Raw genomic sequence first — 18,859 nt, forward strand, 5'->3', positions numbered from 1 at the left:
ACACTTGCATTTCGCTAATAAACATAGTAAGATAACATATGTATGTTAGACAACCGTTTCTTGGCATGGCGATTCACCAACGTCTTGCTAGGTTACTGGGGTTAAAATGAAGGAGGTGAATAGGATGGCTATCACAAAAGAGCGTAAAAACGAGCTTATCAGCCAGTACAAAACTCATGAGAGCGACACTGGTTCACCAGAGGTTCAAATCGCTGTCCTAACAGAAGAGATTAACAACCTAAACGAGCATTTACGTACTCACAAGAAGGATCATCACTCTCGTCGTGGTCTTTTGAAAATGGTAGGTAAACGTCGTAACTTACTTACTTATTTACGTAATAAAGACGTAACACGTTACCGTGAATTGATCAACAAACTTGGATTACGTCGATAATTGTAAAAAAGCGGGATTTTTCCCGCTTTTTTAGTATGTAGATTTTACATAACATGAAATAGATTTTCGATTTTGTCCATAATAACAAATAGTGATTTAGAGTAGATACACAGTAGAGAGGGGCACTCGTGAATATGGAACACGAAAAACAAGTTTTTTCCATGGAATTGGCAGGCCGTCAATTGACTGTTGAAATTGGTCAACTTGCGCAGCAAGCAAATGGCGCTGCATTAGTCCGTTATGGAGATACAGCTGTATTAAGTACAGCAACAGCATCAAAAGAACCAAAAAATTTAGACTTTTTCCCGTTGACAGTGAACTATGAAGAAAGATTATATGCAGTCGGAAAGATTCCAGGCGGATTTATTAAACGTGAGGGGCGTCCGAGTGAAAAAGCCATTTTGGCAAGCCGATTAATCGACCGTCCAATCCGTCCTTTATTCGCTGATGGCTTCCGTAATGAAGTACAAGTTATTAGCATTGTCATGAGCGTAGATCAAAACTGCTCTTCTGAAATTGCAGCGATGTTTGGATCATCACTGGCTCTTTCAGTTTCTGATATTCCGTTTGAAGGACCAATTGCAGGAGTTATCGTAGGACGCATCGATAACAAATTTGTTATTAACCCTTCTGTTGAAGAAATGGAAAAAAGCGATATCCACCTTGTAGTAGCAGGGACAAAAGACGCTATTAACATGGTTGAAGCAGGCGCAGATGAAGTACCAGAAGAAGTGATGCTTGAAGCAATTATGTTAGGTCATGAAGAAATCAAAAAATTAATTGCTTTCCAAGAAACGATTGTTGCAGCAGTTGGCAAAGAAAAAATGGCTATTCAATTGTATGAATTGGATAAAGACATCGAAGCGCAAATCCGTGAAATGGCAGAAGCTGATTTGAATGTAGCAGTGCAAGTTGTTGAAAAACATGCACGCGAAGAAGCCATTACAGCTGTGAAAAAAGCCGTCGTTGAAAAATATGAGGCACAAGAAGCAGACGAAGCAACATTAAAGCAAGTAAAAGAAATTTTAAGCAAATTAGTAAAAGAAGAAGTTCGTCGTTTAATTACGGTAGAAAAAATCCGTCCAGACGGCCGTCAAATCGATCAAATCCGTCCGCTTGCATCTGAAGTAGGCTTATTGCCTCGTACACACGGATCTGGACTATTTAAACGTGGACAAACTCAAGCTCTTAGCATTTGTACGTTAGGTGCGTTAGGGGACGTTCAAATTTTGGACGGCCTTGGCATTGAAGAGTCGAAGCGCTTCATGCATCATTACAACTTTCCATCTTTCAGTGTCGGAGAAACTGGACCAATTAGAGGACCAGGACGCCGTGAAATTGGACACGGAGCATTAGGGGAGCGTGCACTTGAGCCTGTTATTCCATCCGAAAAGGATTTCCCTTATACCATTCGCCTTGTGTCAGAAGTGTTAGAATCAAATGGTTCTACTTCTCAGGCAAGTATTTGTGCGAGCACATTAGCAATGATGGATGCAGGTGTACCAATTAAAGCACCAGTGGCAGGAATTGCAATGGGCCTTGTTAAATCTGGCGAACACTATACTATTTTGACAGACATTCAAGGAATGGAAGACCATTTAGGTGATATGGACTTTAAAGTAGCGGGTACAGCAAAAGGTGTTACAGCGCTACAAATGGACATTAAAATCGAAGGGTTATCCCGCCAAATTTTAGAAGAAGCGTTGCAACAGGCAAAGGCAGGTCGCATGCATATTCTAGAGCATATGTTGACAATTATGAGTGAGCCGAGAACAGAACTTTCTGCGTATGCACCGAAAATTTTAACAATGTCTATCAATCCTGACAAAATTCGCGATGTGATTGGACCGAGCGGAAAGCAAATCAACAAGATCATCGAGGAAACAGGAGTTAAAATTGACATTGAGCAAGACGGAACAATCTTCATTTCATCCATTAATCAAGAGATGAACGAAAAAGCGAAGAAAATCATCGAAGATATTGTGCGTGAAGTAGAAGTTGGTCAAATGTATTTAGGAAAAGTAAAACGAATCGAGAAATTCGGCGCATTCGTCGAGTTGTTTAGCGGCAAAGATGGTCTTGTTCATATTTCCGAACTAGCTGAAGAGCGTGTAGGAAAAGTAGAGGACGTTGTAGCTATTGGCGATCAAATTCTTGTAAAAGTTGTAGAAATTGATAAGCAAGGCCGTGTGAATTTGTCTCGAAAAGTAGTTTTAAAAGAAGAGCGCGAGCAAAAAGAAGCTCAACAATAAGCAATGGAAAAGCTGGGTGAATCCCGGCTTTTTTTCGGCTATTTAACGAAGTTCGATAGGAGTTTTCGCCAATTATAAGCGGTAGTTGTCTTTGCTTGCACGGAGCTATTCATGTTCTACCTTGTCCCCTCCATACATATTTTTTTATATAGGGGGGAAGCATAAGTGAAGAGGATGATTATTCAATTAATGGCGTTTTGTGGCGTGTTAGTAGTGACATACGGGACAGTGCAAAATCCGTATACGTCTTTTTATATTGAGTCGTTAAAAGAAGAAGCGCTTCCTGTTGCAAGTGAAACAAATGACTTGTATGAAGAAGTAAAAATGAAAGCAAAAAACTATGAAGCAGCACCTGAAAATGCTAAAGTGGATAAAGTATGGAAGCTTATTCCGGGATACAATGGTTTAAAGGTGGACATAAAGGCTTCGTATGAGAACATGAAGCAAACGGGAACATTTGATGAAACAAAATTAATCTATGAACAAATTCCTCCTTCTATTCATATGAGCGATTTGCCGCCGACTCCTATTTACAGAGGACACCCGGATAAGCCGATGGTTTCACTGCTTGTAAATGTGGCATGGGGCAATGAACACATTCCTTTAATGCTGGAAACGTTGAAAAAACATCATGTGAAGGCGACGTTTTTTCTTGAAGGAAGGTGGGTCAAAAACAATCCGGATGTTGCCAAAATGATTGTCGATGCCGGACATGAAGTTGGTAATCATTCTTTTACCCATCCGAATATGAAAACCTTGAGTGAAAATCAAATAAAGCAAGAATTAGAAAAAACTAATGCCGTGATTCACTCTGTTACAGGGCAGACAACCCAATGGTTTGCACCGCCAAGTGGTAGCTATCGACAAGAAGTAGTGGAACAAGCCGCTAAGATGAAGCTTGGAACCATTATGTGGAGTGTCGATACAATTGATTGGCAAAAACCTGCGCCCAATGTGCTCATCCAACGTGTTATGGACAAAATTCACCCAGGCGCTATGGTGTTAATGCACCCGACAGAATCTACGGCAAAGGCGTTAGATTCGTTAATTCAACAAATTCAACAAAAAGGATATAGCATAGGGGATGTATCCAATTTGTTAAGTGAAGAGCGAATCATTAAAAAAACAAGCCGTTAAAAAAGATAGGAGGCAATCACTTGATCAAACGATATACTTGCCAAAATGGTGTACGAATTGTATTAGAGAACATTCCAACTGTTCGCTCAGTGGCAATTGGGGTTTGGATTGGGACGGGTTCCCGCAATGAAGTTCCAGAACTCAATGGAGTTTCACATTTTCTAGAGCATATGTTTTTTAAAGGGACGAAAACAAGATCGGCAAGAGAAATTGCAGAAAGCTTTGACCGCATCGGTGGTCAAGTTAACGCGTTTACGTCGAAAGAATACACATGTTATTATGCGAAAGTATTGGATGACCATGCCGACCAAGCGCTCGACGTACTTGCGGACATGTTTTTCAACTCGACATTCGATGAAGAGGAATTGAAAAAAGAAAAAAACGTTGTATACGAAGAAATTAAGATGTATGAAGATACACCAGATGATATTGTTCACGATTTGTTGAGCAAAGCTGTATATGAAAATCATCCGCTTGGATACCCGATTTTAGGTACAGAAGAAACGCTAGATAAGTTTAACGGAGATACACTCCGACAATATATGAACGAAATGTACATACCAGAAAATGTGGTCATCTCGATTGCTGGAAATGTTGATGAAAGCTTTATTCAAAAAGCAGAACAATATTTCGGTTCTTACGAAACTGGCCATCAACCGTCTTCGTTGGTAATGCCTGAGTTTCACGCAAATCATCTGACACGTAAAAAGGAAACCGAGCAAGCACATTTATGTCTTGGATTTAAAGGGATGCAAATTGGGCATAAAGATGTGTACAGCTTGATTGTGTTGAATAACGTGCTGGGCGGAAGCATGAGCAGCCGTTTATTCCAAGACGTACGTGAACAGCGCGGACTTGCGTACTCTGTCTTCTCGTATCATTCCGCTTATCGCGATAGTGGAATGCTGACTATCTACGGCGGCACAGGAAGCAATCAGCTTGATATGTTGTATGACACAATTCAAGAGACACTTTACCAATTGAAAGACAAAGGAATTACAGAAAAAGAGCTTCACAACAGTAAAGAGCAGCTAAAAGGAAATTTAATGCTTAGCCTTGAAAGTACAAATAGCCGAATGAGCCGAAACGGGAAAAATGAATTGTTGCTTAGCCAGCACCGTTCACTTGATGAAATTATTGATTTAGTGAACGGAGTCACAAAAGAAAGTGTGGACCATCTGGCAAAGGAAATCTTCACAGACAGCTTTGCAGTATCCCTTATTAGCCCTAGCGGCGATATGCCAAAAAGCTTGCAAAAATAAGTGTGTCTTATATACTATTTTTCAGCTTGAAAAGCCTCAGCACCAGCATTCATTGAATGTTGGCAATGAGGCTTTTTTATGTGTCCGCTCTTATTCGTCAAAGGTCTTATCCAACGTTGCCAAAAAGTGTTGAAAAGAGGAATCATTGAGGCAGGCCGTCTATAAAATAAAGAATAAGAGGCCGAGAACGATGGCTTTTATTTAGAGAGCGGCAATGATGGATGAAAGTGAGAAAAGAGGAGGGATGGTATGCGTTTAAGTGAACTCAGCGGAAAAGAAATTGTGGATGTGAAAAAAGCAGAGAGGCTGGGCGTGCTTGGGCAGACTGATTTAGAAATTAATGAACAAACAGGGCAAATTACTACTTTAATTATCCCAACCGTTAAGTGGTTCGGGCTTAAGCGACAAGGAAGTGACATTCGTGTCCCGTGGAGTCAGATTCAAAAAATTGGCTCTGATATGATTATTATTGATATTGAAGAGTATATTGAGCAATAAGGGCAAGCGAGCATCGGCCGACGCGGCAACATCACAACAATTGTGATGTTGCCGCGTTTTTTTATTTTAAATAAGCAACACTGTCGAACAAAATTTCTGTCTAATTTACACATCGTCTTATTTTAAAGAATGGCTAGTCAACGTTTCACCGATTTTTTCGTTCATACATACAATGTGGAAGTAACAATAGGCTATTGGGCACTTACAAACATTCACATATAAAGAAGGTGGATAACGAAATGTTGACGGATATGCACATCGCGGTGATTGGCGGTGATGCCAGACAGCTAGAGGTTATTCGAAAATTGATAGAACTTGATGCGAAAGTTTCACTTGTCGGATTTGACCAACTAGATCATGGTTTCGCTGGAGCTACTAAATATCAAATTCAAGAAGTAGACTTTTCACAAATTGACGCGGTTATTTTGCCAGTCCCTGGTACTAACCATGAAGGGCAAATCGATACGATTTTCTCGAATGAAAAGGTGTATTTAAAAGAAGAGATGCTGAAGGCTACACCGGTTCATTGCACCATTTACTCAGGGATTACCAATGACTACTTAAATCAACTTGTTCAAAATACGAACCGAAAGCTTGTTCAGTTATTTGAGCGAGATGATGTAGCCATCTACAATTCCATTCCGACAGTAGAAGGCACCATTATGATGACCATCCAACATACAGATTTCACTATACATGGATCTAAGGTTGCTGTACTTGGATTAGGGAGAGTAGGGATGAGTGTTGCTCGGACGTTTGCGGCTTTAGGTGCCGATGTAATTGTTGGGGCAAGAAGGTCTGAGCATCTTGCACGTATTTCTGAAATGGCGTTAACGCCGTTTCATTTGAGTCATTTGGAGGAGGAAGTGTCAGATGTGGACATTTGCATTAACACAATTCCATATCCGATTCTTACCGCTGGTGTTATCTCCAAATTACCGTCACACAGCTTAATTATTGATTTAGCCTCCAAACCGGGCGGGACAGATTTCCGCTATGCGGAGAAAAGGGGAATTAAAGCAATCCTTGCACCAGGATTGCCTGGGATTGTAGCGCCGAAAACGGCAGGACAAATTGTAGCGAATGTTCTATGCCAGCTGTTGGCAGCTGATTTGGAAACAAGAAAGGGGAATCAACCGTGACGTTAAAAGGAAAACGAATTGGATTTGGATTGACAGGATCTCATTGTACGTATGCTGAGGTGATGCCTGAAATTGAAAAGCTTGTTGAATTAGGAGCAGAAGTATTGCCGGTTGTATCTTACACAGTGCAAACGACAGATACGCGTTTTGGCAATGGGCAAGACTGGATTAAACGGGTAGAAGAGATTACAGGAAATAAAGTCATCGACAGCATTGTGGGAGCAGAACCGCTTGGACCGAAAATTCCTCTTGACTGTATGGTTGTTGCGCCAATGACAGGAAATTCGTTGAGTAAACTCGCTAATGCGATGAATGAGTCTCCTGTATTAATGGCGGTAAAAGCAACGATTAGAAACCATAAACCAGCGGTCTTAGGCATTTCGACCAATGATGCCCTTGGATTAAACGGCGTAAACATTATGCGGCTAATGGCAGCGAAAAATATTTATTTTATTCCTTTTGGGCAAGATGCGCCGGAACAAAAACCAAATTCGATGGTCGCGCGGATGAACTTGCTGACCGATACTGTCATGGCGGCTTTAGAAGGGAAACAGCTTCAACCAGTCGTCATTGAAAAATTTCGCGATAGCGAAAGCTAAATAAGATTGTTAGAATAGAATGTAGTAAGTACGAACAACGCCTCCCATGATACGTTTTTTGTAACGAGGGAGGCTTCCCATGTGTTGAGAGGAAGGAATTTGAAGAAAAATAAATAGTTGACTTATTGTAGTGAAGCTATCATTATTAAAGAAAATTCTATGAATTCTTCCTTTCTTTAACACGATATTATGATAAAATAATTCATATTATTTTTTAAAAGCAAAGTGACAAAAAAATGAAGCTGTTGTTGATTGAAAATGGTTGGAGGGGACTTTAAATGACAAAACAATCTGGATTACATGTAGCTGTGGTAGGAGCAACAGGAGCGGTTGGACAGCAGATGATTGCAACATTAGAGGATCGGAATCTTCCGATTACGAAATTGACACTATTATCTTCAGCTCGTTCAGCAGGGAAAAAAGTGCTGTTCAAAGGTGAAGAAATTACCGTGCAAGAGGCCACACCCGAAAGTTTTGAAGGTGTTCAAATTGCGTTATTCAGTGCAGGTGGCAGCATTTCGCAGGCATTAGCGCCAGAAGCAGTAAAACGAGGTGCTATTGTTGTAGATAACACAAGTGCGTTCCGTATGGATGAAAATACACCACTTGTTGTACCTGAAGTAAATGAAGAGGCTCTGAAAGGACACAACGGAATTATTGCTAATCCGAACTGTTCAACGATTCAAATGGTGGCAGCACTTGAGCCGCTTCGTCAAGCGTTCGGGTTAAAGCGAGTAATCGTTTCGACCTATCAAGCCGTATCTGGTGCTGGTGCAGTTGCCATTGACGAATTAAAAGAACAGGCAAAAGCCATCTTAAATGATGAGCCGTTTACACCAGAAGTATTACCGGTGAAGAGTGAAGAAAAGCATTATCAAATTGCGTTTAATGCGATTCCGCAAATTGATAAATTCCAAGAGAACGGTTTTACGTATGAAGAAATGAAAATGATTAATGAAACGAAAAAGATTATGGAGATGCCTGAGCTTGAAGTTGCGGCAACATGTGTACGTTTACCAGTTGTAACAGGGCACTCTGAGTCTGTATATATTGAGTTAGATCAAGATGGAGTAACGGTAGATCAAGTTAAACAACTGCTTGCAGAAGCACCAGGAGTAGTGTTGCAGGATGATCCAGCAAATCAAGTATACCCAATGCCGGCAGATTGCGTAGGCAAGCGCGATGTATTTGTCGGACGTATTAGAAAAGACTTAAATAAAGATAATGGCTTCCATATGTGGATTGTTTCTGATAACTTATTAAAGGGTGCTGCGTGGAATTCTGTGCAGATTGCCGAATCATTAATTAAGCTCGAGCTTGTGTAAGAGCGTGTGTTCAAAAGGAAGGGCTAAAAGAGTGAGAACGTTCGCCGAGAACTTTTCGCACTTTTTGAACATCCTCTCATGAATCAAGAAGTGGGCTAACGAGGTGTAAGGAAGTATGAAAATCATCGTTCAAAAATTTGGAGGTACATCAGTTCGCGACGAAAATGGGCGTGAGTTAGCCTATGAGCATATTGAAAAGGCGCTGGCGGAAGGATATAAAGTAGTTGTAGTCGTATCCGCTATGGGAAGAAAAGGAGAGCCGTATGCAACTGATACGCTTCTTTCTCTTGTCGGCGGAAGCGAAGCGTCTTTAAGTAAGCGGGAGCTCGACATGCTTATGGCATGCGGAGAGCTGATTTCTTCCGTCGTGTTCACAAACCTTTTAAATCGTCGCGGTGTTAAAGCAACAGCATTGAACGGAGCCCAGGCCGGCTTTTTAACTAACAGTGATTTCAACAATGCCAAAATTATTGAAATGAAGTGCGGTCGTTTATTGGAAGAATTAGAGCAGCATGACGTAGTCGTTGTGACGGGCTTTCAAGGAGCAACGGAGCAAGGCGATACGACAACATTAGGTCGCGGCGGTAGTGATACATCTGCTTCAGCACTTGGAGCGGCTTTGAATGCGGATTTCATTGATATTTTTACAGATGTAGAAGGTGTGATGACAGCAGACCCACGCATTGTGGAAGATGCTCGACCGCTCTCTGTTGTTACTTATAATGAAATTTGTAACATGGCTTATCAAGGAGCGAAAGTCATCCACCCTCGTGCGGTAGAGATTGCGATGCAGGCGAAGGTGCCAATTCGCGTGCGGTCTACTTATTCCAAATCGGAGGGAACGCTTGTCACTTCTCAAGCAAATGCAAAGCAAAGAGGTAGCGACGTACAAGAGCGGCTCATTACAGGGATTGCCCATGTATCTGGTGTTACGCAAATAAAAGTGTTTGCAAAAGAAGGGCATTACGATTTGCAGGCTGAAGTGTTTAAAGCGATGGCGAACGAACAGATTAGCGTAGATTTCATCAATATCTCACCAAAAGGTGTTGTTTATACGGTCACGAATGATGTAACAGACAAAGCAATCGAAGTATTGCAAAAGCTTGGATACGAGCCATTTGTGACGAGAGAGTGTGCAAAAGTATCGACGGTAGGAGCGGGAATGACCGGCATGCCGGGAGTAGCTGCAAAAATTGTAGGAGCCTTATCTGAACAAGGGATCCCAATTTTACAATCTGCTGACAGCCATACAACGATTTGGGTCTTGGTAAAAGAAGATGATTTGAAAAAAGCAGTAAATGCCCTTCACGATGCTTTTGAACTTTCAAAGGCAGGAAACGATTATTGAAGGAGTGGAAGTATGATTAATTTTGGAAAAGTGTCAACCGCGATGGTGACGCCTTTTGACCATAAAGGGAACATTGATTTTGCCAAAACAACAAAGCTTGTCAACCATTTGATTGAAAACGGTACAGACTCGCTTGTAGTTGCGGGTACGACAGGAGAATCTCCAACGTTATCGACAGAGGAAAAGCTAGCCTTGTTTCGACATGTTGTGGAAGTAGCTGCTGGTCGTATACCAGTAGTTGCAGGCACTGGCAGCAACAACACTCATTCCTCCATTGATTTAACAAAAAAAGCGGAAGAAACAGGTGTTGATGCTATTATGCTTGTCGCTCCGTATTACAATAAACCGAACCAAGAGGGACTGTATCAGCATTTTAAAGCAGTCGCTGAAAGCACTACTCTTCCGGTTATGCTGTATAACGTACCAGGTCGTGCCGTTACCAAAATTTCTGCAGAGACGATTATTAAATTGTCTCAATTACCGAATGTTGTAGCTGTGAAAGAAGCAAGCGGCGATCTTGATTCTATGACAGAAATTATTGCTGGTACCGCTGAAGATTTCGCTTTATACAGTGGAGATGACTCTCTTACATTGCCAATATTAGCGATTGGTGGCGTAGGGGTTGTATCAGTAGCGTCTCACATCATCGGAAATGAAATGCAAGATATGATTGCGAGTTTTGAAATGGGAGATGTAGCTAAAGCAGCGAAAGCGCATCAACGCTTGTTACCATTGATGAATGCCATGTTCTCAGCACCAAGTCCGACTCCTGTTAAGACGGCTTTACAAATGAAGGGACTTGATGTAGGACCAGTCCGTTTACCGCTTGTCCCGCTTTCAGAACAAGAGCGTCAAGTGTTAGGAAACGTATTGCAATCAGTGTAAGGTTTTCAAAACGAACGACACACATAGTACTCATAGACTGGCAGACTTTTTGTCTGTCTCGTGAAAAAGGTGATGCGAACGATTTATAAAGTCGTTCGCATCACCTTTTTCTATATGGTTCAACTAGATACAGCAGGTGATTATTCGCTTGTATTCCGAATATTTCATCAGTTATAATAAAAACAAGTAATGTTGAACGGGTGATGTCAGTCTAGGAGGAAAAGATTTATGAAAAAGATAGAGAATATTAAAGTATACGTGCTGGGTGGAGTCGGGGAAATCGGCAAAAACATGTGCGGGATTGAAGTAGATGAAGATATATTTATTGTAGATGCAGGGTTAATGTTTCCAGAAGATGAAATGCTCGGCATTGATGTCGTAATACCAGATATCAGTTACTTGCTTGAACGGAAAGATCGGGTAAAAGCCATTTTTCTGACGCATGGGCACGAAGATCATATTGGGGGACTTCCTTTTATTATTAAGCGTTTAGAAGCGCCTGTTTACGGAACGAAATTAACAGTTGCTTTAGCAAAAGAGCAATTGGCTCAGCATGGAATGAAAAAATCATTGTTTCATGTTATTGATCCGGCGGATACGATTCGATTTGGAGGCGCGGAAGTATCATTTTTCCGTACGAATCATAGCATCCCTGACTCTGTAGGAATTTGTATTCGTACGACGGCAGGAGCAATCGTTCATACAGGTGATTTTAAATTTGATCAAACACCAGTCGGCTCTCAGTTAGCTGATATTGGTAAAATGGCGCAAATTGGACAAGAAGGAGTTCTTTGTTTGCTGTCAGACAGCACGAACGCGGAGCGTCCAGGACACTCCAGCTCAGAGGCGATTGTCGGTCAGGAAATATCAGATGTTTTCCATAATGCCGAAGGCCGTCTAATTGTTGCGACCCATGCTTCCCATGTGAATCGCATCCAGCAAGTAATGGAGGCGGCGGAAAAGACAGGTCGAAAAATAGCTGTTGTTGGGCGAAACATATGGCGAGTCATTGAAATTGCTACAGAGCTTGGCCATTTAACGGCAGCAAAGGATGTTTTTATTCCGATTCAAGAAGTGAAAAAATACGGAAAGCATGAAGTCGTCATTTTGACTACTGGAAGTCAAGGTGAACCCATTGTTGCATTGGCGAAAATGGCAAAGCGGACACATAAGCTTGTGAACATTGAAAAGGATGATACCGTTCTCATTGCAGCTACACCTGTACCAGGTAATGAAACAACCTTTTCAAAGACGATTGATTTATTATTCCGAGCAGGGGCGAATGTTGTTTATAGCAAAAAAGTAGTTCAGCACTCCGATCATGCCCATCAAGAAGAGCTGAAATTCATGCTCAACTTAATGAAGCCGAAGTATTTCCTCCCTGTGCATGGGGAATACCGGATGCAAATAGCTCATGCGAAGCTCGCTCAATCTATCGGCATAGACCCGTCCAATGTGTTTGTTGTAGAAAAGGGTGATGTCATTGAATTCAAGCATGGGCAGGCACGCCCTGGTGGAAGAATACCGGCTGGAAATACGATGATTGATGGTCTTGGCATTGGTGATGTTGGAAATATTGTCTTAAGAGATCGCCGTCTTCTTTCCCAAGATGGAATTTTAATTGTCGTTGTGACCATTGATAAAAAGCGAAAGCTGATGACTGCTGGCCCAGAAATTATTTCGCGTGGGTTTGTGTATGTTCGGGAATCAGAAAAATTACTGGAAGAAGCGTCAAGTATTGTGGAGCAAATATTAATAAAATGCTTGCAAGAGCAAGTGATTGAATGGTCATCCTTAAAATCAAGCATGCGCGACAGCTTGAATCAATTTTTATTTGAGAAAACAAGAAGAAAACCGATGATTTTACCAATCATCATGGAAATATAAAAAGTGATAGGGCGTGGAGGCAACATCCATGCCCTATTTTTGACGACTTCTCTTGCGGCTGATGTTCTTTTGTGCTCAGTATAAGAGGACGTTGTTTGTTTAACAAAGGTGTCCATTTCCCCTTAATTCTTAACGGACTCGGAAGGTATGAAAATGAAAGAGGAGTTCATACTAACGATATCGTTATAGGAAAGGGGAACCAAAATGTTTACACAACAGAATGCTGAGAACGAACAAGAAAATCAAGAGAAGAAAGATACCGATAAAAGCGAAATCGTAGAAAAGTTGCAGCAGCTAGGACAAACCAATGTGCCGCAAATGTCCAATGATTCCAAAATTCATTGCTTGACGATTGTCGGGCAAATTGAAGGGCATATGCAGTTGCCACCCCAAAATAAAACGACTAAATATGAACATGTTATTCCGCAAATCGTCGCGATTGAACAAAATCCTAATATTGAAGGACTTCTTGTTATTTTGAATACCGTTGGGGGAGATGTAGAGGCAGGACTAGCCATTTCTGAAATGCTTGCTTCTTTATCCAAGCCGACCGTGTCCATTGTTCTTGGAGGCGGCCATTCCATCGGGGTGCCAATTGCAGTATCGACCGACTATTCATTCATTGCTGGAACTGCTACGATGACGATTCATCCTGTTCGCTTAACAGGTCTTGTTATTGGAGTACCGCAAACATTTGAATATCTCGATAAAATGCAAGAGCGTGTCGTCAAATTTGTGGTGGAGCATTCGAACATTACGGAAGAAAAATTTAAAGAACTGATGTTTTCTAAAGGGAACTTAACGAGAGATATCGGAACAAATGTCGTCGGTGCGGATGCGGTGGAATACGGCTTAATTGATGAGGTTGGAGGCGTAGGGGGAGCGATTCGGAAATTAAATGAACTAATTGAGCAAAAAGGACAAACATTAGAAGGGAACCAATTGTTACAATGATTTTATATACGATGATGCCAGAAGAACTTGTATTTCCAACCGATATGAATACTTATGGAACACAGCGGATTATTCAACTAAATGGCATATCGGTCATGGTTTCTGAAAATACCGAGAAACAGTATGAAGTCGTTCGCCTTTTAAGCACCGATCCGCAGCATTTCTTAAACGAACAATATTGTCCTGGTCAAACGCTTCCGAATCCTTTCTCATTGTCGCAATAGGTTACAAAGAAAAATTATGCTATAATAATCTATACAGAAAGTAGCTGTACAGCCTTGATTGGCTGTTTTTTTAATGGATGGGAATGGGTCGATTAGACGGACATCTTTCAATGAAAGGCACGGTCAGCAACAGATAGGGAGAACATACATATGTAAAAAGCGTTATCTTCGTGCAGAAAAAGTGACGAAGTGATTGGAGTGAAAGAATGGCTAAGCAAAAAAAGAGAAGTGAAGCTAAAAAGGAAGAATGGAAACGAATTATGCAATTTGAAATGACGGGACTGCTATTGTTTGCGATATCATGTATCGCCATGGCAAACCTTGGAGTCGTAGGCCGTTCTCTCGCTTTGTTTTTCCGCTTGTTCACAGGCGAGTGGTACATGGTGAGCCTAGTAGCTTTGCTTATTGTATCAATCTTTGTTATTTTTAAGCTGCGCTGGCCAAAGCTTGTCACAAGGCAGCTGATAGGTGTATACATCGTCTTTACAGCGATTTTGCTGTTAAGTCATGTGAAATTATTTGAAAATCTATCAAGAGACGGAGCTTTTGCTCATCCATCCGTTATTTTAAATACGTGGGATTTATTTTTACTGGAGGCAAAAAGCCAGTCGCTGTCCCATGACCTTGGAGGCGGTATGGTTGGAGCGGTGTTGTTCGCTGCGTTTTATTATCTTTTTGATTCTCTGGGGACCGAGTTTTTTGCCTTTATTTTAATGATTATTGGTCTCATATTGTTAACAGGAAGGTCTCTTCGAGATACACTTTATAAGCTTTTAGCTCCGGCTCTTTCTTTTTTGGTGAACGAAACGAAAGAAGGGTTGCTTGATATAAAAGACTGGCTGTATCGTTTGAAGCATCGAACAAAAAAAGCAAAGCCGAAGCGAAAGAAGAAAGCATCTCCTCCTTCTACTAAAGTAGAGGAAGAAAAGGAAGATGAGGAAATTGAAGTCATCCCTGACGTATCGCAGCCTCCGATTATTGAGCATTTTGATAAAAGTGAGACAGAAGAAACGATGGAAGAATCGGCTCCTTCTTTTATTATTGAGAAGCCGAAAGAACCTGCACCTGTGATAGAAAAGAAAGAGGAAATAGTAGAAGAAAAACCTCCGGCGATGACATTTGTGGAAGAGGAAAATATGAAGTATGAGCTTCCGCCTGTTAGCTTATTGAAAATGCCGAAAAAAGCGAACCAGTCTAAAGAGCATAAAAACATTTATGCGAATGCACAAAAACTGGAGAAAACGTTCCAAAGCTTTGGGGTCAAAGCGAAAGTGGCAAAAGTTCATCTAGGCCCAGCTGTGACCAAATACGAAGTGTATCCAGATGTTGGGGTAAAGGTGAGTAAAATTGTTAACTTAAGCGATGATTTAGCTCTAGCTCTCGCGGCAAAAGATATTCGAATTGAAGCCCCTATCCCTGGAAAATCAGCAGTCGGAATTGAAGTTCCAAACGAAGAAGTGGCGATGGTATCGCTCCGTGAAGTACTAGAGGCGAAAGAAAATAATCGCCCCGATGCTAAGCTCCATATCGGACTGGGCCGGGATATTTCAGGTGAAGCGGTATTGGCAGAATTAAACAAAATGCCACATTTGCTTGTTGCAGGAGCGACAGGAAGCGGAAAAAGTGTGTGCATTAATGGTATCATTGTCAGCTTGCTTATGCGGACAAAACCGCATGAAGTAAAATTGATGATGATTGACCCAAAAATGGTAGAATTGAATATGTACAATGGCATTCCACATTTGCTCGCTCCAGTGGTGACCGATCCGAAAAAAGCATCACAGGCGTTAAAACGGGTAGTCAGCGAGATGGAAAGACGATATGAGTTATTTTCTCATACGGGTACACGAAATATTGAAGGATACAATGACTATGTGAAGCGGCATAATGAGGAAGAAGAAGCCAAACAGCCGACTTTGCCATATATTGTGGTCATTGTAGACGAGCTTGCTGATTTAATGATGGTGGCCTCATCCGATGTCGAAGATTCCATTACTCGGTTAGCGCAAATGGCGCGTGCAGCAGGTATTCATTTAATTATCGCGACACAGCGTCCGTCTGTCGATGTTATTACAGGAGTTATTAAAGCAAATATTCCGTCACGAATTGCTTTTAGCGTGTCCTCACAAACGGATTCCCGCACCATTTTAGATATGGGGGGAGCGGAAAAATTGCTTGGACGGGGAGATATGCTCTTCTTGCCGGTAGGAGCATCGAAACCGGTTCGCGTTCAAGGAGCCTTTTTATCGGATGAAGAGGTTGAAGAAATCGTGGATTTCGTGATTTCTCAGCAAAAAGCACAATACCAAGAAGATATGATTCCGAAAGATCTGCCAGAATCAGAAGATGATTTTGAGGATGATTTATATAATGAGGCAGTTGAACTTGTCGTAGAAATGCAAACGGCATCCGTGTCAATGCTACAGCGTCGTTTCCGAATTGGCTATAACCGGGCAGCAAGACTTATTGACGCTATGGAGATGCGGGGAGTTGTTGGTCCGTACGAAGGAAGCAAGCCGCGGTCTGTTTTAGTGAATGGAGCCAGCGAAGATGTCGGTTCGTAGAAGAAAGGATATGGAGGTTTCCATATCTTTTTTTTGTATAAAAATACTCAAAGTGGGAGATTGAAAGATGTGAGGGAGAAATCAATTTTGCTTCATAAATATGTTATACTATTTGTGAGTTAAATTCCATTTTTTAGATGTACGTACCTCTTTTTATCTCTAATGGGGTAAAAATGATATATTATAAAAGTTTTTGGGATAAAAAGAAATACTTTTTTTACAAAGATGTAACATTGTAAAGGTTTTTTTAACAAAATTAATATAACCTATTTATTTATGTGTCGAAAAATGATATATTATTTTCGATTAAACGAACTAGTCAAACATCAGAGGTCTGATGACAATGTTCATAATAGTGAGGGAAGCACATGTCAATTAAAGCAGATAGTCGACATTTGTATTTGCAAGTGATTGACAAAATTAAGCAATTAATTGAAGAAGGCGTTTACAAAGAGAAAGAAAAACTCCCTTCGGAATTTGACTTATCTAAGCAATTAGGAGTAAGTCGTGCCACGTTAAGGGAAGCACTCCGGATTTTAGAAGAGGAAAATGTCGTGATTCGCAGGCATGGTGTCGGAACGTTTGTTAACACTCGCCCGGCCTTTACAACAGGGATTGAGCAATTGAACAGTGTCACACATATGATTGAACAAGGTGGAAAAATGCCGGGGACCGTATTTCATTCCTCGCACATCCAAAACCCTACAGAGGATGATATGCGTCGCTTTCACTGCTTGCCAACGGAGGAAATTTTGTATGTGGAGCGGGTAAGAACGGCAGATGGGGAGCCTGTTGTCTATTGTGTCGATAAAGTGCTCAAAAAATATTTACCAAGCTCGTTCTCTCATGAAAGAGAATCATTGTTAGACATTTTAAATGAGCAATCAGGGAAATATATCTCTTATGCAATCGCTCAAATTGAACCGCTCGGCTATCATGAACGAATTTCTCCGATTTTAGAATGCGAACCTGAAACGGCACTGCTTGTATTAAAGCAGATGCACTATGATCAAAATGATGAGCCCATCCTTTATTCTTTAAACTACTTTAAAGCAGACCAATTTAGTTTCCATGTGTTAAGAAAACGGGTATAACTCTTTTTTTAAAAGAAACTATCAGAAAATTGACAATTGGAATTGAAAGTGCTTTTAAGGAGGTGAATGTTACATAAGTAAATAAATGGTTTCATTTTTTTATGATTGTAACAATAAATCCAATTCTATTCAGGGGGTTTTGCAAAATGGTAAAACGTAAAGCTGGTTTGGCGTTGTCGATGGTATTAGCAGCAGGAACATTTTTAAGTGCATGTGGATCGAGCGAAGAGGACGCAAAGTCTGGAGCTGGAGAGCAAGAAACCGTTGACTTTAAAGTTGGAATGGTTACAGATACTGGCGGTGTAGATGATAAATCATTTAACCAATCTGCATGGGAAGGGTTAACAAAATTCGGACAAGACCATAATTTAGAAGAAGGTAAAGGCTATAAATACCTTCAGTCAAATGATGCGGCTGAATATGAGCCAAACTTAACAAAGTTTGCAGGAGCAGGTTATGATTTAACGTACGGAATTGGTTTCTTATTAGAAGATGCCGTTCAAAAAGTAGCTGAGCAAACGCCAGATTCTCACTTTGCATTAGTAGACAGCTTATTAATGGATGATAATTTCCAACCGGTCTTTTTAGATAACGTAGCGAACATTACGTTCCGTGAAGAACAAGGATCGTTCCTTGTAGGGGTTGTAGCGGCAAAGCATACAAAATCCAATAAAATCGGTTTTATCGGTGGGGTTGATTCTCCGCTCATTAAAAAGTTCGAAAACGGTTTTAAAGCAGGCGTTAAATCAGTGAATCCAGAAGCTGAAGTATTCGTTCAATATGCAGAAGATTTCAATGCTCCTGAAAAAGGTGCAACCATTGCATCTGCTATGTATGACAAAGGCGCAGACATTATTTATCATGCTGCCGGCGGTACAGGAAACGGTGTATTCACAGAAGCGAAAAACCGTAAAAAGTCTGGTAAAGAAGCATGGGTAATCGGAGTAGACCGTGACCAACATGAAGAAGGTATGCCAGAAAACGTAACATTAACATCCATGGTAAAACGTGTAGATGTTGCTGTACATGATGTAACGAAACGCACAATGGAAGGCGATTTCCCAGGCGGCCAAGAAGTGGTATTCGGTCTTGAAGAAGACGGTGTCGGTATCGCTCCGACAACAGAAAATGTTAGTGAAGAAGCAGTAAGTCTTGTAGAAGAGTGGAAACAAAAAATCTTAAGTGGTGAAGTTGAAGTTCCAAAAACAGACGAAGAGTTTGAAAGCTTTTCCGTTAAGTAATAAATAATGAAAGGAAATGGACCTTTCGTCGTTGAAATAGCAGCGAGTAGCGG

The 18,859-nt window shown here is 41.1% G+C and carries 16 protein-coding genes; all 16 read left to right on the forward strand.

What is annotated here, in order from left to right:
* The first annotated feature begins 124 nt into the window (after positions 1–124).
* The 16 genes from rpsO to ACXAEO_RS05390 all read left to right on the forward strand — a co-directional run bounded on the left by rpsO (position 125) and on the right by ACXAEO_RS05390 (position 18,806).
* Positions 125–394 carry a 30S ribosomal protein S15 gene (gene rpsO, locus ACXAEO_RS05315; RefSeq protein ID WP_028394509.1) on the forward strand — a complete coding sequence of 90 codons (270 nt, stop codon included), beginning with the start codon at positions 125–127 and terminating at the stop codon, positions 392–394.
* Between the two features lie 134 nt (positions 395–528).
* Positions 529–2,646 (forward strand): polyribonucleotide nucleotidyltransferase, encoded by a 2,118-nt coding sequence (pnp, locus tag ACXAEO_RS05320; protein ID WP_474883980.1) that lies wholly within the window; start codon positions 529–531, stop codon positions 2,644–2,646.
* Positions 2,647–2,811: 165 nt separating this feature from the next.
* Positions 2,812–3,783 (forward strand): polysaccharide deacetylase family protein, encoded by a 972-nt coding sequence (locus tag ACXAEO_RS05325; protein WP_474878835.1) that lies wholly within the window; start codon positions 2,812–2,814, stop codon positions 3,781–3,783.
* 20 nt (positions 3,784–3,803) lie between these two features.
* Complete coding sequence (locus ACXAEO_RS05330; RefSeq protein WP_474878839.1) at positions 3,804–5,045, forward strand: M16 family metallopeptidase; 1,242 nt, start codon at positions 3,804–3,806, stop codon at positions 5,043–5,045.
* Positions 5,046–5,294: 249 nt separating this feature from the next.
* Positions 5,295–5,543, forward strand: a complete 249-nt coding sequence (locus ACXAEO_RS05335; RefSeq protein WP_474878841.1) for a YlmC/YmxH family sporulation protein — start codon at positions 5,295–5,297, stop codon at positions 5,541–5,543.
* Positions 5,544–5,782: 239 nt separating this feature from the next.
* Complete coding sequence (dpaA, locus tag ACXAEO_RS05340; protein ID WP_474878844.1) at positions 5,783–6,685, forward strand: dipicolinic acid synthetase subunit A; 903 nt, start codon at positions 5,783–5,785, stop codon at positions 6,683–6,685.
* The gene (locus ACXAEO_RS05345) at positions 6,682–7,284 is read left to right on the forward strand and encodes a dipicolinate synthase subunit B (RefSeq protein ID WP_474878846.1); all 603 of its coding nucleotides are present in this window, start codon (positions 6,682–6,684) and stop codon (positions 7,282–7,284) included. The genes dpaA and ACXAEO_RS05345 overlap by 4 nt, the downstream gene beginning before the upstream one ends.
* A 278-nt stretch (positions 7,285–7,562) precedes the next feature.
* Entirely contained in the window at positions 7,563–8,609 is a 1,047-nt protein-coding gene (gene asd / locus ACXAEO_RS05350; protein WP_474878848.1) for an aspartate-semialdehyde dehydrogenase, read from the forward strand.
* Between the two features lie 115 nt (positions 8,610–8,724).
* Entirely contained in the window at positions 8,725–9,957 is a 1,233-nt protein-coding gene (gene dapG / locus ACXAEO_RS05355; protein WP_474878850.1) for an aspartate kinase, read from the forward strand.
* 12 nt (positions 9,958–9,969) lie between these two features.
* Positions 9,970–10,842, forward strand: coding sequence for a 4-hydroxy-tetrahydrodipicolinate synthase (dapA, locus tag ACXAEO_RS05360; RefSeq protein ID WP_474878853.1), 873 nt, complete (start codon positions 9,970–9,972; stop codon positions 10,840–10,842).
* A gap of 228 nt (positions 10,843–11,070) precedes the next feature.
* Positions 11,071–12,729: a ribonuclease J gene (locus tag ACXAEO_RS05365; protein ID WP_474878856.1), complete on the forward strand. Its 1,659-nt coding sequence runs from the start codon at positions 11,071–11,073 to the stop codon at positions 12,727–12,729.
* 204 nt (positions 12,730–12,933) lie between these two features.
* A complete protein-coding gene (locus ACXAEO_RS05370; RefSeq protein ID WP_474878858.1) occupies positions 12,934–13,683 on the forward strand; it encodes a ClpP family protease in 750 nt (249 codons plus the stop codon).
* The gene (locus ACXAEO_RS05375) at positions 13,680–13,907 is read left to right on the forward strand and encodes a YlzJ-like family protein (protein WP_474878860.1); all 228 of its coding nucleotides are present in this window, start codon (positions 13,680–13,682) and stop codon (positions 13,905–13,907) included. The genes ACXAEO_RS05370 and ACXAEO_RS05375 overlap by 4 nt, the downstream gene beginning before the upstream one ends.
* A 206-nt stretch (positions 13,908–14,113) precedes the next feature.
* Complete coding sequence (locus ACXAEO_RS05380) at positions 14,114–16,471, forward strand: DNA translocase FtsK (protein ID WP_474878862.1); 2,358 nt, start codon at positions 14,114–14,116, stop codon at positions 16,469–16,471.
* Between the two features lie 368 nt (positions 16,472–16,839).
* Complete coding sequence (locus tag ACXAEO_RS05385) at positions 16,840–17,565, forward strand: GntR family transcriptional regulator (protein WP_474878864.1); 726 nt, start codon at positions 16,840–16,842, stop codon at positions 17,563–17,565.
* 146 nt (positions 17,566–17,711) lie between these two features.
* Complete coding sequence (locus tag ACXAEO_RS05390; protein WP_474878866.1) at positions 17,712–18,806, forward strand: BMP family lipoprotein; 1,095 nt, start codon at positions 17,712–17,714, stop codon at positions 18,804–18,806.
* Positions 18,807–18,859: the final 53 nt, after the last annotated feature.

This window comes from Bacillus sp. ABA4_010 (genome assembly GCF_056159105.1).